This is a genomic window from Rhodococcus sp. UYP9 (assembly GCF_040547235.1).
Taxonomy (GTDB): Bacteria; Actinomycetota; Actinomycetes; order Mycobacteriales; family Mycobacteriaceae; genus Rhodococcoides.
In genome coordinates this window covers 512417-527169 of record NZ_JBEPPH010000003.1, presented here as the reverse complement: position 1 = coordinate 527169, position 14753 = coordinate 512417, and the positions used below count along the sequence as shown (strand labels likewise).

The 14753-nt window shown below is 62.7% G+C and carries 15 protein-coding genes; 6 read left to right on the top strand and 9 right to left on the bottom strand.

The genetic code is table 11. The features are described 5' to 3' along the window. Positions 1 to 86: 86 nt before the first annotated feature. From ABIB36_RS12170 to yhjD, 3 genes are read left to right on the top strand one after another with little or no spacing between them, the layout of a single operon-like run. Entirely contained in the window at positions 87 to 833 is a 747-nt protein-coding gene (locus ABIB36_RS12170; RefSeq protein ID WP_373270570.1) for an exodeoxyribonuclease III, read from the top strand. A gap of 45 nt (positions 834 to 878) precedes the next feature. Continuing rightward, on the top strand, positions 879 to 1919 hold the full coding sequence (gene trpS, locus ABIB36_RS12165) for a tryptophan--tRNA ligase (RefSeq protein WP_354559335.1): 1041 nt from the start codon (positions 879 to 881) through the stop codon (positions 1917 to 1919). A 40-nt stretch (positions 1920 to 1959) separates the two neighbouring features. Beyond that, positions 1960 to 2988: an inner membrane protein YhjD gene (gene yhjD / locus ABIB36_RS12160; RefSeq protein ID WP_084349037.1), complete on the top strand. Its 1029-nt coding sequence runs from the start codon at positions 1960 to 1962 to the stop codon at positions 2986 to 2988. A gap of 9 nt (positions 2989 to 2997) precedes the next feature. On the opposite strand, the gene ABIB36_RS12155 is transcribed toward yhjD, so the two are convergent. From ABIB36_RS12155 to sdhC, 5 genes are all read right to left on the bottom strand, one after another. Further along, on the bottom strand, positions 2998 to 4299 hold the full coding sequence (locus ABIB36_RS12155; RefSeq protein ID WP_354559336.1) for a D-alanyl-D-alanine carboxypeptidase family protein: 1302 nt from the start codon (positions 4297 to 4299) through the stop codon (positions 2998 to 3000). Positions 4300 to 4766: 467 nt separating this feature from the next. Beyond that, positions 4767 to 5546, bottom strand: coding sequence for a succinate dehydrogenase iron-sulfur subunit (locus ABIB36_RS12150; RefSeq protein ID WP_084349039.1), 780 nt, complete (start codon positions 5544 to 5546; stop codon positions 4767 to 4769). Position 5547: 1 nt separating this feature from the next. Beyond that, positions 5548 to 7299: a succinate dehydrogenase flavoprotein subunit gene (gene sdhA / locus ABIB36_RS12145; protein WP_084349040.1), complete on the bottom strand. Its 1752-nt coding sequence runs from the start codon at positions 7297 to 7299 to the stop codon at positions 5548 to 5550. Between the two features lie 16 nt (positions 7300 to 7315). Next, positions 7316 to 7771, bottom strand: a complete 456-nt coding sequence (locus ABIB36_RS12140) for a succinate dehydrogenase hydrophobic membrane anchor subunit (protein WP_084349041.1) — start codon at positions 7769 to 7771, stop codon at positions 7316 to 7318. Next, on the bottom strand, positions 7771 to 8181 hold the full coding sequence (gene sdhC, locus ABIB36_RS12135) for a succinate dehydrogenase, cytochrome b556 subunit (protein ID WP_084349064.1): 411 nt from the start codon (positions 8179 to 8181) through the stop codon (positions 7771 to 7773). The genes ABIB36_RS12140 and sdhC overlap by 1 nt, the downstream gene beginning before the upstream one ends. A 262-nt stretch (positions 8182 to 8443) precedes the next feature. Between sdhC and ABIB36_RS12130 the strand changes: the two genes are divergently transcribed. The 3 genes from ABIB36_RS12130 to ABIB36_RS12120 all read left to right on the top strand — a co-directional run bounded on the left by ABIB36_RS12130 (position 8444) and on the right by ABIB36_RS12120 (position 11303). Next, positions 8444 to 8857: a cytidine deaminase gene (locus tag ABIB36_RS12130; RefSeq protein ID WP_084349065.1), complete on the top strand. Its 414-nt coding sequence runs from the start codon at positions 8444 to 8446 to the stop codon at positions 8855 to 8857. Beyond that, positions 8850 to 10133, top strand: a complete 1284-nt coding sequence (locus tag ABIB36_RS12125; protein ID WP_084349042.1) for a thymidine phosphorylase — start codon at positions 8850 to 8852, stop codon at positions 10131 to 10133. The genes ABIB36_RS12130 and ABIB36_RS12125 overlap by 8 nt, the downstream gene beginning before the upstream one ends. A gap of 87 nt (positions 10134 to 10220) precedes the next feature. Then, complete coding sequence (locus tag ABIB36_RS12120) at positions 10221 to 11303, top strand: adenosine deaminase (RefSeq protein WP_502944885.1); 1083 nt, start codon at positions 10221 to 10223, stop codon at positions 11301 to 11303. A gap of 7 nt (positions 11304 to 11310) precedes the next feature. Here ABIB36_RS12120 and ABIB36_RS12115 read toward each other — a convergent pair whose 3' ends face one another. The 4 genes from ABIB36_RS12115 to ABIB36_RS12100 all read right to left on the bottom strand — a co-directional run bounded on the left by ABIB36_RS12115 (position 11311) and on the right by ABIB36_RS12100 (position 14718). Continuing rightward, the gene (locus ABIB36_RS12115; RefSeq protein WP_084349044.1) at positions 11311 to 12576 is read right to left on the bottom strand and encodes a SatS C-terminal domain-containing protein; all 1266 of its coding nucleotides are present in this window, start codon (positions 12574 to 12576) and stop codon (positions 11311 to 11313) included. A gap of 15 nt (positions 12577 to 12591) precedes the next feature. Further along, positions 12592 to 12897, bottom strand: a complete 306-nt coding sequence (locus ABIB36_RS12110) for a YbaB/EbfC family nucleoid-associated protein (RefSeq protein WP_354559338.1) — start codon at positions 12895 to 12897, stop codon at positions 12592 to 12594. A 316-nt stretch (positions 12898 to 13213) separates the two neighbouring features. Continuing rightward, entirely contained in the window at positions 13214 to 14422 is a 1209-nt protein-coding gene (locus ABIB36_RS12105) for a C40 family peptidase (RefSeq protein ID WP_354559339.1), read from the bottom strand. Further along, a complete protein-coding gene (locus ABIB36_RS12100) occupies positions 14419 to 14718 on the bottom strand; it encodes a type VII secretion target (RefSeq protein ID WP_354559340.1) in 300 nt (99 codons plus the stop codon). Before ABIB36_RS12100 ends, ABIB36_RS12105 begins: the two co-directional genes overlap by 4 nt. Positions 14719 to 14753 lie beyond the last annotated feature (35 nt).

The window sequence follows — 14753 nt, the reverse complement described above, 5'->3', positions numbered from 1 at the left end:
CACAGGGCTCGGATACGGTGCCCCACGTGCCTATCACCGTCTCCACAGTCAATGTCAACGGAATCCGTGCTGCCACGCGTAAAGGAATGCTGCCATGGTTGGAGGCGACCGAAGCCGACGTGATCTGCCTGCAGGAGACCCGTGCGAACGACGGCGAGTTGACCAAGGCGCTGGCACCAGCATTGGACAGCGGCTGGCATCTGGCGTCGGCAGAGCCGTCGATGAAAGGCCGTAACGGTGTGGCCATCCTCTCGCGTACCGCTCCCGACGCCGTTCGCGTCGGGATTGGTGCAGAGGAGTTTGCGGAGTCCGGCCGCTACATCGAAGCGGACTTCTCCGATGTGACGGTGGCCAGTCTGTACCTGCCGTCCGGTGAGGTCGGCACCGAGCGCCAGGATGAAAAGGAACGTTTCATGGCGGTCTTCGCGAAATATCTCGCGAGGACGGCCACGTCCGCGATCGCGGAGGACCGTGATGTCCTCGTGTGTGGAGACTGGAACATCGCGCCCACCGAACTCGATATCAAAGCGTGGAAGACGAACCGGAAGAAGTCCGGATTTCTGCCCGAGGAGCGCGAGTGGGTGGCCGCACTTCTTGCTCCGACGTCCCCGTGGACCGACGTCGTGCGCGAGCTCAACCCTGAGGTCGAGGGCCCGTACAGCTGGTGGTCGTATCGCGGCAAGGCCTTCGACAACGACGCGGGTTGGCGGATCGACTATCAGTTGGCGACGCCGTCGCTGGCCGAGCGCACCAAGGACGCCGTCACCGAACGCGCCGAGGCATACGACCAGCGTTGGTCCGACCACGCCCCGGTCACCGTTCGCTACCGCTAGAACCTGCGCGTAATTCGGTTGTCACCACATGAAAAGATCGTGACCATGTCTGCCCCCGCCACCACCGATACACCGCAAGGTCCGCGACAGCGCGTCCTGTCCGGAATCCAGCCGACTGCCGATTCGTTCCACCTCGGCAACTATCTGGGGGCAGTACGTCAGTGGGTGGCGCTCCAAGACGATTACGACGCTTTTTACTTCATTCCGGATCTGCACGCCATCACCGTTCCGCAGGACCCGAAGGCGTTACGTCAGCGGACTCGGATTGCTGCTGCGCAACTGTTGGCAGTGGGGATCGATCCGAAACGATCCACCTTGTTCGTGCAGAGCCAGGTGCCCGAGCACGCTCAGCTCGCATGGGTCCTCAATTGCATCACCGGTTTCGGTGAAGCCGGCCGCATGACTCAGTTCAAGGACAAGTCCATCAAGCAGGGACGTGATCAGACGACTGTCGGGTTGTTCACGTATCCGGTTCTCATGGCAGCCGACGTTCTGCTCTACCGGCCCAATCTCGTTCCGGTAGGGGAGGATCAGCGTCAACACCTCGAACTGACGAGAGACTTGGCACAGCGTTTCAACACCCGGTTCAAGAAGACCTTCGTGGTGCCGGATGCTCACATCATCAAGGGCACGGCCAAGATCTTCGACTTGCAGGAACCGACGGCCAAGATGAGCAAGTCCGGTTCCAATCCTGCGGGCATCGTCAACATGCTCGACGACCCGGCTGTGTCGGCGAAGAAGATTCGTTCGGCAGTCACCGACAACGAGCGCGAGATCGCATTCGACCCGGAGAAGAAGGCCGGCGTCAGCAATTTGCTGGTCATTCAGTCGGCGTTGGGAGGTCGATCCGTGGACGACCTCGTGGAGAGTTACCAGGGCAAGGGCTATGGCGACCTGAAGTCGGATACGGCAGAAGTGCTCACCGAGTTCGTCACGCCGCTTAAGGCCCGGGTCGATGGGTATATGTCCGATATTGCCGAGTTGGACCGAATTCTCGCAGACGGCGCGGATCGGGCCAGGGAGGTAGCTTCACGGACATTGGCTCAGGTGTACGACCGAGTGGGGTTCCTGACTCCGCGCTCGTAACAGCTTCGGGAGCACCGACGAGGTCAGAGACAGCGAGAGGGTGATTGTCGTTCCCGACTTCACAGCGATACTGCAGGAACGCCGGGACAAGTGGCCGTGGCTCGACCATACGGTCAGGGCCGCGCAGCGATACCAAGCCCAGAACGGCGACTACTATGCCGCCGGAATGACCTACTTCAGTGTGCTTGCATTGTTCCCGCTGCTGATGGTCGCGTTCGCGGTGGCCGGATTCGTCCTCGTGGGACATCCGGAGTGGCTGAACAGCATCAGTACTCAGGTGACCGAGAGCATTCCCGGCAGCTTGGGCGAGACCATCAATTCGCTGATCGAGTCGGCCATCGAGTCGCGCGCGAGCGTCGGCATCATCGGTCTCTTGGGCGCTTTGTACGCGGGGCTGGGTTGGGTTGCGAAGCTTCGGGCCGCGCTGACTGCGATGTGGGAGAGTCAGCGCGAGCAGGGCGGTTTCGTCTCGACCAAATTGAAGGATCTGGCGGCGCTCTTCGGTCTCGGCCTGGCTATCGTCCTTTCGCTCGGCTTGTCTGCGCTCAATGGCGGGTCGGTGATGCGGAGCCTGCTCGAGTTCTTCAAGCTCGACAGTGTGCCGGGTGTCGGAATCTTCTTACGGGTCTTTTCGGTGTTGTTGGCGCTCGTTGCGACGTGGGGCCTTTTCACCTGGGTGATCTCGCGCCTGCCACGCGAGCCAGTGCCATTTCGTAGTGCCTTGGTGGGCGGTCTGCTGGCTGCCGTCGGTTTCGAGATTTTCAAGCAGATTGCGGTGATCTATCTGGCGTCGGTTACCAGTGGGCCTGCAGGCGTGGTGTTCGGTCCCATCATCGGTTTACTCGTATTCGTCTTCACAACTTCACGGTTCGTGTTGTTCGCGACAGCATTCTCGGCGACCACGACTGAAAGTATGTCCATGGCATTCGTACCGCCGCCGGACCCAGCGATCATCACCACCCGCGTCGAGGTCAACGACGGCCCGTCACTCAAAGGCGGCATTGCCCTCGTCGGTGCGGGAGCACTCGCTGCGGTAGGTCTTACGGGATTGCTCGGCCGTCGTAAATGACGGCCGACATCACCTGCGTCGGTTGAGTTGACGCGCACCCAGCATCAGCCCGATCACCACGAGTAGCCCGATCGCACCGATGCCGACCCGGACTGCCGTGTCCCCGCTCGCTTCCAGAGCGGACGCACGGGTGATCGACCCAGCGTGCGCAGGGGGAGCAGCAAGCGCAGGGACGGGGGCGGTGGTTCGAGTGCTCGTGACGTCGCCGACCGAATCGGGCTCCACGAGAGTGCCGACACTCGTTCCTGGGGGGAGCGCGAATCCGTAGTCCAGCAGGCGCGCTGCTTGCTCCCAAGGCCGGATGGGCAGGACGTCGCCCATCATGATCGTCACCGCCAACCGTCTCCCGTCCTTCTGTGCACCGCCGACGAAAGTTTGCCGGGCGTCGTCGGTATAGCCGGTCTTGCCACCGAGAGCGCCTTCGTAGTTGTAGAGAAGCTGATTGTCGTTGGACAGGATGAAGCCCGGGCGGTCTTGATCATCCGGGATGCTGGGGTCCTTGGGGAATCCTGGGAATTGAACATTCTCGGTCGAGATGAGCGCAGCGAAGGTCGGATTTTCCAGTGCGGCACGGAAGAACAAGGCGAGGTCGTAGGCAGAACTGGACATCCCCGGAGCGTCGAGGCCGGACGGGGTTGCAGTGTGCGTGTCCAGCGCACCCAGCGACTCGGCGAGAGCGTTCATCTTGTTCACCGCCGCGGCGTCACCACCCAGCTGGGTCGCCAGAGCGTGGGCTGCGTCGTTGCCCGATGCCATCACGAGACCCTGCATCAACTGGAAGTTGCTGTAGACGCCGTCTTTTCCGATGCCGACTGCGCTACCTTCGGCACTGGCATCCTCTGCCGTCGCGACGACGACTTTGTCGAGATCGAGTTCTTCCAACGCCACCAGTGCCAACAGGATCTTGATGGTGCTCGCGGGCCGATAGCGGCCGTGCGGGTCCTTCGCGGCGATGACGTCGCCGGAATCGAGATCCGAGAGCACCCACCCGGTTGCGGAAATATCAGCGGGAAGCGGAGGAGCGTCGTCCGGGGTAATGGTTCCACATCGGCTCAGTTGTGAGCCACCGACCGGGTCGGCGGGGACGGGTCGCGGCGCAGGAACCGTCTCGCCTGGCGACGGCACCTCGGAGAGGTCGATTGCCGGAGGCGGCGACGTGGCGAACGGGCAGTCGTCGGTGTTCGGCGTCGTGAACGGTGGAGGCGTGACGGCCGGAGGCTCGGCGGCAGGCTGCGCGAGGGCAGGGCTGCCCGCGGTGAACAGGGCAGCGGTCGTGGCGAGGGCAGCGGTCACCCGGAGGATCGTTCTCATCGCGAACCACCGTATGCGCTCCGATCGGCGAATCTGCGCCGACCCACCGATCAGTGCCGCATCCAGTCGCAGGCCTTGGGTCGTCGACGATCGGTTGCACCTCCACCGACATCAACCCCTGTCCCATCCGTCCTCTCCTCGACCTGCTCGGGTTGCTCAGCACAGGCTCCGCCAGTGGAGGCCGATAGGGTCATCGCGAAAAATTTGGCCGTCACGCAACCCGAGGTGAGCCGCATCGTCAAGAAGTTGTGGCTCGCCCCCTTCGGCACGTGAGTGCAGTCCGCGCGGTGTTCCCAAAACACGTATCGAAGATCTCGGGTGCGTTCGGTGCGGTGCCGCACGATAATCGCGTGCAGTGACCGAGAGGCGACTATCGGTGTAATACGGGGTGCAACGCCACCTGACGCGTGAAAGGCGCATTCATACGATCGAATCGTATGAATGCGCCTTTCACGCGGTTGCACGAACTAGCGAGCGAAGAGCAGAGCCCGCTTGACTTCCTGGATCGCCTTTGTCACCTGAATGCCGCGAGGGCAGGCATCGGTGCAGTTGAAGGTGGTGCGGCAACGCCACACGCCTTCGACATCGTTGAGGATGTCCAGACGCTCGGATGCACCTTCGTCGCGGCTGTCGAAGATGAACCGGTGCGCGTTGACGATGGCGGCGGGTCCGAAGTAGCTGCCGTCGCTCCAGAACACGGGGCACGAGGTCGTGCAGCAAGCGCACAGGATGCACTTGGTGGTGTCGTCGAACCGAGCGCGGTCGGCGGCGGACTGGATCCGCTCACGCGTCGGCTCGTTGCCCGTGGTCATCAAGAACGGCTTGACGGCACGGAACGCGTCGAAGAACGGCTCCATGTCGACGATCAGATCCTTCTCGACCGGAAGACCCTTGATGGGCTCGATCGTGATGGTCAGCGACTTCGACGAATCCTTCGGAAGCATGTCGCGCATCAGCACCTTGCAGGCGAGACGGTTGACTCCGTTGATGCGCATCGCGTCACTACCGCACACACCGTGGGCGCAGGAGCGGCGGAAGGTCAGCGTGCCGTCGAGGTAACCCTTGACGTACATCAACAGGTTCAGCAGGCGGTCGGTCGGCAACGTCGGGACCTGAAAGCTGTCCCAGCGCTGTCCGTCGCCGCTCTCCGGATTGAAGCGGGCGATCTTGAGAGTCACCATGACCGCGCCGTTGGGAACGGGCGGCTGCGAGGACTGGTCTGCCTTGTCGAGAGTGGGGGCGCTCATATCAGTACTTCCGCTCCATCGGCTCGTAGCGGGTCTGCACTACCGGCTTGTAGTCCAGACGGATGTCGGTCAGCAGACCTTCGCCTTGCTTGTAGGCCATGGTGTGCTTCATGTATTCCGCGTCGTTGCGGTCCGGGTAGTCCTCACGAGCGTGTCCGCCACGTGACTCCTTGCGGTTGAGTGCACCAACGACGGTGACCTCCGCCATTTCGAGCAGGAAGCCGAGTTCGACTGCCTCGAGGAGGTCACTGTTGTACCGAGCTCCCTTGTCCTGCACTGTGATGTGGTTGTAACGCTCCTTGAGGGCGCGAACATCCTTCAGTGCAGTCTCGAGTCGCTCCTCGGTACGGAATACCGAGGCGTTGTTGTCCATCGACTGCTGCAGTTCGGTCCGGATATCGGCCGCACGCTCGTGACCGTGATCGGACAACACGAGTGCGAGCCAATCTTGGACCATCTTCGCCGGCTCTTCGGGAAGAGGCGTGAAGTCGACCGAGTTGGCGTGCAGCGCTGCGGCGATTCCGGCGCGACGACCGAAGACGTTGATGTCCAGAAGCGAGTTGGTGCCGAGGCGGTTGGCGCCGTGTACCGAAACACATGCACACTCGCCGGCCGCGTACAGGCCGTGCACGATGTCGTCGTTGTTGCGCAGCACCTCACCGTTGATCTTGGTGGGGATACCGCCCATGACGTAGTGGCACGTCGGGTAGACCGGCACGGGCTCCTTGACCGGATCCACACCGAGATAGGTGCGGGAGAACTCCATGATGTCGGGGAGCTTCTCGTCCAGAACTTCTTCTGGGATGTGCGTGACATCGATGTAGACGTAGTCCTTGTTGGGACCGCCGCCACGCCCTTCGAGAACTTCGAGAACCATCGACCGCGCAACGATGTCGCGGGGGGCGAGATCCTTGATGGTCGGGGCATAGCGCTCCATGAAGCGCTCGCCGGATTCGTTACGAAGGATGCCTCCCTCACCACGAACGGCTTCGGAGATCAGGATCCCAAGACCGGCAAGGCCTGTCGGATGGAACTGGTGGAACTCCATGTCTTCGAGCGGGAGGCCCTTACGGAAGACGATGCCCATGCCGTCACCGGTGAGGGTGTGGGCGTTCGACGTCGTCTTGTACATACGTCCCGAGCCGCCGGTTGCGAAGATGATCGACTTGGCGTGGAAGATGTGCAGCTCACCGGTCGCCAGTTCGTACGCGATGATGCCGGTAGCTACCGGGCCGTCTTCGGTCTCGGTGAGGCACAGATCGAGCGCGTAGAACTCGTTGAAGAACTCGACGTCGTGCTTGACGCAGTTCTGGTAGAGCGTCTGCAGGATCATGTGCCCGGTGCGGTCGGCGGCGTAACACGCGCGACGAACGGGCGCCTTGCCATGGTCACGGGTGTGGCCACCGAAGCGACGCTGGTCGATCTTGCCCTCGGGCGTGCGGTTGAACGGCAGGCCCATCTTCTCGAGGTCGAGAACGGCGTCGATCGCTTCCTTGGCCATGATCTCCACGGCGTCCTGGTCGGCGAGATAGTCGCCACCCTTGACGGTGTCGAACGTGTGCCACTCCCAGTTGTCTTCCTCGACATTGGCCAGCGCCGCGCACATTCCGCCCTGAGCTGCGCCGGTATGCGAACGAGTGGGGTAGAGCTTGGTCAGAACTGCGGTGCGGGCGCGGGGCCCGGCCTCGATGGCCGCTCGCATGCCTGCGCCACCGGCGCCGACGATGAGCACGTCATAACGATATTCCTGCATGAATGCTTCAGTTCCCTTAGCTCGCCGAAATGTTCGGATCGAAGGTGAAGATGACGTACGTACCCAGTCCCATGATGAGAATCATGGACAGCACGAGCAGTGTCGTCAGCCAGAATCGCGTCGAATCCTTGCGTGAATAGTCCGCGATGATCGTCCGCAGACCGTTGCCGCCATGCAACTGAGCAAGCCAGAGCATGGAGAGGTCCCAGAACTGCCAGAACGGGCTCGACCAGCGGCCCGCTACGAATGCGAAGTTGATGCGGTGCACACCCTCGTCGAGCATCAGCATGATGAACATGTGGCCCAGGACGAGGACGACGAGCGCCAACCCTGAGAAGCGCATGAACAGCCACGCGTAGAGCTCGAAGTTGCTCCTCGACTTACGGCGCGGGGAACGTGGGTTGTCCAGACTTGCCGGACGGTCGTAGATCTTGCCGAGGGACTTGGCCTCGGGTCCGTGTGTCATTGCCATCAGTGCCCGCTCGCTGTGAACATGTTGTAGAAGATTCTGCCTGCCCCCGGAACCATGACCACGATCCATACCGCGGCGATAACCCACAACATCAACTTCTGGTACCTCGGTCCCTTGGACCAGAAGTCCACCAGCATGACGCGGATGCCGTTGAGTGCGTGATAGAGCACCGCAGCGACGAGACCGAGCTCCATCAACCCCACGAGTGGCGTCTTGTAGGTGTCGATGATCGCGTCGTACGTTTCGGGGTTGACACGAACCATTGCCGTGTCCAAGACGTGGACGAACAAGAAGAAGAACGTCAACACGCCCGTGATTCGGTGTAGGACCCAGGACCACATTCCCGGATCACCGCGGTACAGCGACCGCTTTCGCTCCTTGGCCGGAGCGGCTTCCGTCGTGCTACTCATCGAGTGCAATGCCTCCAACGTCATTGATGGACGCATCGAGCCTGGGCCCCGGACTGTGGCCGGCTCGATTTGTCTTACTCCGGCTCAACGGTTAGGGAAGAGCCTCCGTCTTCGAACTGTAATCCCCTTGGAAACACGGAACTAATTCGACTCGAGGTTCGTACCGACCCCAAAATCTTTGTTAGGTATGCCTTCCCAATTTTACATGATCGGTTCAGTAGCGAGGCTGCGCACGATGGGTGTTCGTGATTTGATTGCAGGTATGCCGGAAATTGACTGGAAAACGTTGCGAGACAAAGCTCATCGAGTAATGAGGCAGGCCTATGCACCGTATTCGAACTACCCCGTGGGTGCGGCCGCGCTCGTAGACGATGACCGAATCGTGACGGGATGCAATGTGGAGAATGTCTCATATGGTTTGGGCCTGTGCGCAGAGTGCGGGCTGGTCTCGAACTTGCATTCCACCGGCGGCGGACGTCTGATCGCCTTCACCTGCTGTGACAGTCGCGGCGCAAAGCTGATGCCGTGCGGCCGATGTAGGCAACTTCTGTTCGAGTTCGGTGGCGCGCAGTTGATCGTCGACACCGACGCCGGCCCTGTGCCGCTGGGCGATCTACTGCCCTCCGCATTCGGCCCCGATGATCTCGCAGCCGGACGGGAGAGCGAGCATGTCTGACGCCGTATCGATCATCGCCGCCAAGCGCGACGGGCACATACTGACCAAGCGGCAGATCGACTGGGTCATCGACGGGTTCACTCGCGGCACCGTCGCCGACGAGCAGATGTCCGCACTCGCGATGGCGATTGTCTGGCGCGGTCTCGACCGGAGAGAGCTGAGCGACTGGACGGCCGCGATGATCGACTCGGGCGGCAGGATGGACTTCTCCGATATCGCTCGACCGACCGTCGACAAGCACTCGACCGGAGGCGTCGGCGACAAGATCACCCTGCCGTTGGCTCCGCTCGTCGCCGCATGTGGAGCGGCGGTGCCGCAGCTGTCCGGTCGGGGACTCGGACATACCGGCGGCACACTCGACAAGCTCGAGTCCATCGCCGGGTGGCGCGCCGACCTGAGCGCAGAGGAAATCCACTCGATTCTGTCCGATTCGGCTGTGGGCGCGGTGGTGTGCGCAGCGGGCGCAGACCTGGCACCCGCGGACAAGAGGCTCTACGCACTGCGCGACGTCACCGGAACTGTCGAATCCATTCCCCTGATCGCCAGCTCGATCATGAGCAAGAAGATCGCCGAGGGAACCAGCGGGCTGGTGCTCGACGTCAAGGTCGGGGCAGGGGCCTTCATGAAGAACATCGACGATGCTCGTGAACTCGCTACGGCCATGGTTGCTCTCGGCTCCGATGCCGGGGTGCGCACGGTCGCACTTCTCACCGCGATGGATGCCCCGCTGGGGATGACTGCGGGCAATGCTCTCGAAGTCGAGGAATCGCTCGAGGTGCTGAGCGGCGGCGGGCCCGCGGACATCGTCGAGCTGACGATCACGCTGGCTCGAACCATGCTGACCGTGGCCGGCATCGAGGGAATCGACCCCGCGGACAAGCTTGCCGACGGCTCCGCGATGGATCGGTGGCGAGCGATGGTGGCCGCCCAGGGTGGCGATCCGGATGCGCCCCTTCCAGTAGCGAAGGAATCTCGGACCGTCACGGCCGAGCAGGACGGTTTCATCACCGAACTCGACGCCATGGCGGTGGGCGTCGCGGCCTGGAGATTGGGTGCCGGACGTGAGCGCCAGGGCGAGCCCGTTCAGGCCGGTGCGGGGGTACGCCTGCATGCCAAGCCGGGGGATCGAGTTGTCGCCGGCCAGCAGCTCGCCACGCTCTATACCGACACGCCGGAGAAGTTCGACTATGCGACCGAGGCTATCGATGCGGCCTGGAGCATCGGTGACTCCGCGCCCGGCATATCGCCGATCGTGCTCGATCGCGTCGGACGGTAGGTCGAGCCCAGGACAGCTCGGCCTAGGCGGGCTACCGTTCACGGTATGAGCACCGCCGAGATTTTTTCGACACCTTCCGGCGGCGCGATGCCGCTCGACTCCAATTCCATCAAGACCGCTCCGAAAGCGCTGCTGCACGATCATCTCGATGGTGGATTGCGCCCGCAGACGGTTCTCGAACTCGCCGATCAGTGCGGATACGACGATCTTCCCGCGACCGACGGCGCGGCGCTGGGGGAGTGGTTTCGCAATGCCGCCGACAGTGGTTCCCTCGAGCGGTATCTGGAGACTTTTGCCCACACCGTTGCGGTGATGCAGACACCCGAGGGTCTTTCGCGGGTAGCCCAGGAATGCGCCGAGGATCTGGCCGAGGACTCGGTCGTCTATGCCGAGGTTCGATTCGCACCCGAACAACATCTCGAGCGGGGGCTCTCGCTGGACGAAGTCGTCGAACACGTCCTCGCGGGCTTTCGTGCCGGAGAATCTGCAGCGCAAGTGAAAGGCAAGCGAATTCGGGTGGGGTGTCTGCTCACCGCCATGCGGCATGCCGCGCGCTCGCGGGAGATCGCCGAACTGGCCGTACGGTTCCGTGACCGCGGCGTCGTCGGCTTCGACATCGCCGGTGCCGAGGCAGGGTTCCCTCCGAGTCGCCACCTTGCCGCGTTCGAGTATATGCGAGCAGCCAACGCGCACTTCACAATTCATGCCGGCGAGGCCTTCGGTCTGCCGTCCATTCAAGAGGCTGTCGCATTCTGCGGCACGGATCGGCTCGGTCACGGTGTCCGGATAACCGACGACATCACCGTCGCGCCCGACGGCACGGCGTCACTCGGGCTACTCGCCGCCTACGTTCGGGATACGCGGATGCCACTCGAATTGTGTCCGAGTTCGAACGTGCAGACCGGAGCCGTGGAAAGCCTGCAGAAGCATCCGTTCGACCTGCTTGCCAGACTGCGGTTCCGTGTCACGGTGAACACCGACAATCGGCTCATGAGCGACACCTCGATGAGCCGTGAAATGCACAAGCTCGTCACCACGTTCGGCTACGGCTGGACCGATCTCGAGCGCTTCACCATCAATGCCATGAAGTCGGCATTCATTCCGTTCGACGAGCGTCTCGAGATCATCGACGACATCGTCAAGCCCGGTTACGCAGTCTTGATCGGCTAGCGGAACCTCACTCCTTGCGTAGGCGCCCCTCGAACTCGCGCTCGAGTTCACGCCACGCCTCCGACTCGACATGGAACGGGGCACTGGGCGCGAGCCTGTTCGGATCGGGCTCGAGCGTGTAGGACACGAACCAGCCCAACGGGGTGGATCTCGCCAGCGCCGTTTCGACGGAATCGTCCTCCGCGAAGTCGGCTGCGTCGGTGAACAACTCCACGGCGAGATCGAGCTGATCCGCGTCGACGGCCGTGGGCCCGTCGGCCAGATCGTCCGCCAGTCCGGGAAGGACGTACACGTTCTCGTCGGTCACCTCGATACGGAGCGATCCGTCCACGGCGGCGATCTGTACTTCGGCGTATGTACTCACCTTTGCCAGTTCGTGGTCATGGTCGTCAGCGAGGTAGCGAGCCAGTGCGCGTTCGGATCCGAAGACGGTGATGGCGCCGGCGCGGCCGAGGAAGATGGGATCGTCGTCGATGTAGCAGCGCAGGGTGTACAGCGTTTCGTCCGAGGTGATGATCCGGATCGGGTCGATGCCGACAGTGGTCCAGAAGCTCTCCTCTGCGGCTGCGTCAGCGATGGGATCCGGAGTTTCGTCGTCGGTCTCATCGTCATCGTCATCGTCGTCATCGGATTCTTCGTCGTTCGATACATCGTCTACGTCGACGATGTTCTCCGCGGCCGCGAGCAGTTCCGCTTCGGCCACGTCGACGGCCGCGCTGTCGACATCGGGTGTCGTCACGACCGAGTCGATGGCGTCGATCACCGCACCCCAACTCTTCGCGATCGAGGTGCCGATCCGATCCCAGAGGTCCTGACCGTCCTTGCCCAGGTATGCCTCCACGCCCATTCCCACTGATCCCAGATGTGGGTTGCCGGCGAAAAATGCGGTGACCGTGTTCAGTTCACAGACATCACCGAGGGTCTGGACCATTTCGAACGTTGCCGCGAGCTCGCCGAGGACATCGGAGTCGGGATCCTCGGCGACCAGTTCGGGAACACCGACGAGGTCGAAACGGTGAAGATCGTCGGGTTCGAGTTCATTGGCTGCGAGAGCCGAGACCACGGTCCACGAGGGGTGATCGACGAGGTCGTTGTCGCTGTCGTTTCTGATGAACGCAGCGAGGTGCGCGACGGCCTCGAATCCGTAGAGGTCTTCGTCGTGTCCGAGGAATGCCTCCCACTCATCGTCTCCTTCGTGCCACTCCGGAGCCCAGAGGGTGACGAAGTCGCCGCGGGTGAGTCGGAGTTCGATCGGGATGATGTCGCCAGCCATGGCCGGAAGCCTATCTCAGGTCGCCGATAGCGAGCTTCGCATCTGTTCGAGGATCCGCCGACGCTGGTCGAGTGCGTCGCGAGCAGCCGCCGCGGCGACTTCGGTGATGGTCTCGGTGAGTTTTCGTGCGGACTGGCGAGAGAGATCCTCTGCCAATTCCAGGCCCACCATCGCCCCGGTGCTGTCGACCGTCACACCGACCAGTCCATCTACCGAATGCCTGGTGATACGCAGGCGTGCGAGCCCGTCCGAGGCGAGGTGCATGGTGTCCAGGGCGAGGTCGGCTCGGGCCACGAGTGCTTCGACGGCTTTCTCGGTCATACCGACCTCAGCCAGCTCGTAGGTGCAGGTTCTACATCCAGTCGCCGATTATCTTCGGCGGCTACCGTCGATGCCTTCGGCAGCCCGAGGCGATCGAGAATGTGGGCCTCCATACCGTCGTTTTCGAGAAGGGCCCGGCGCTCTGCTTGCGCGAGTTCGGTTGCACGCGTGCATAACTGCAGTATCGTTCGGGCCAATTCTGTTCCACCGTATTGTAATTCGCGCTGATCGGCGTGAATTTCGGTCGGGATTCCACTTTCGGTGGCTCGGACGCGAACCGAGTCCGAACGCGTGGCAGCAGTAGCCGAGATCTCGATCATTCGGTCGGCCTGTAGAAGCCCTTGAAGCCCATACCGCTGTTGGTAGTTCGGATATCGCTGACCTGCACGGGATCTCCAGCTTCGACGAATTGTCCATTACCGATCACCATGGCGACATGGCCGTCCCAGATTGCAAGATCCCCCGGCATGACCTCGTCCTGGGCGACCGGGGTGCCGATTCCTTGCTCCTGCGCCAGGCGGGGCAGTTCGACGCCCTGCTCCGCATAGGCCCACTGAGTGAGGCCGCTGCAGTCGAGGCCGCGGCCCGGTTCGGTGCCGCCCCACACGTACGGCGTGCCTTGTTGGCTCAGTGCGTTTCGGACCGCGCCTGCTGCCTGTTCGTTCGGAGCCGTGACGACGCTTCCGTCGGGAAGCGCTACCTCGACGCCCGTGCCCTTCGCGCCGACGTCGGTAGGCTCTCGCGGCGTTGCGCCGCTGTACATCGCCGGCCCTTGATTCGGCATCGTTGCGGTGGGTGACGTCGTCGCGTTGGGTGAGGAAAGCAGGTTCGACGCGCCGTCCGGGGTCATCGACGACGGGTTCATCGACGACGGGTTCATCGACGACGGGGGAGCGGACACCGATTGAGCGAAGTTGCGCACGAACTGGCCTGCGGGATCGGAATTTGCGGGTGCTGTCGGTGCAGGCCTGACCGGTGGAGCTGCCGCAGGCCCTGTCGAAGCTTCGGTGCCTGCAGGGGCAGGTACCGAGGGCGGCGCGAGATATTGCCCGACCTCGGCCGCATGCACTGCAAGCTCGGCTCGAACCCGCGCCACGACGGCAAGGGCACGTTCCAAGTGCTCGATGGCTGCCGCGATTACCATCGACTGTCCGGCAGGGGTGACGAGCGCCGGGGCTGCAGCGAGGGCTATGGACACGAACGACTGCACTATGCCGTTCATTTCGACGATTCCGGTCTGGACCTTTTCACACGCTCGATCCACGACCGTAGCGATCTCGTTGCCGTGATCGGCAAGTGCGACGGCGCTCGTGTGGGCGGACCCGGCCAGCTCGATTGCCGCTACTGCTGCGGGCCCGCTCCACGAGCCTGCCAGCTCGGCCACAGCGTTCACCCCGATCCGCTCGACCGCATCCAATGCGGAAGAGGAAGAACGAATGACGTCGGCGGGTCCACCGGTGGGAATCTCACCAGATCCGAAGGCGCCGAGGAGGTCGATGATCGGGCGAGTCAGAACGTCGATCACAGTAGGTGCCCGGCTGCCGCCGCGTCGGTTGCCTGGTAACCGGCAGCCGAACCAGCGGCCGCGCTACCGATGCTGCCCAGCACTTCGGCCAAACGTGCCAACGCGGCCGTGTGGGCAGTGTGGGTGCCGGTGAATGCGGTGAGGAACTCGGTGCCGATTGCCCCGAACACCGGCGTCAGGACGGTGGGCCCGCATGCTGTGGCCGCTGCGGCGGCGCTCGTCACTTGTGCGGCCATCGTCCCGGCCGTCGCGGAATACGCGAGTATTCCAGCCGCTGTTGCCGATACTTCTGCCATCGGTGTTCCCCTCGGGACTGTTCTGCGTACGAAAT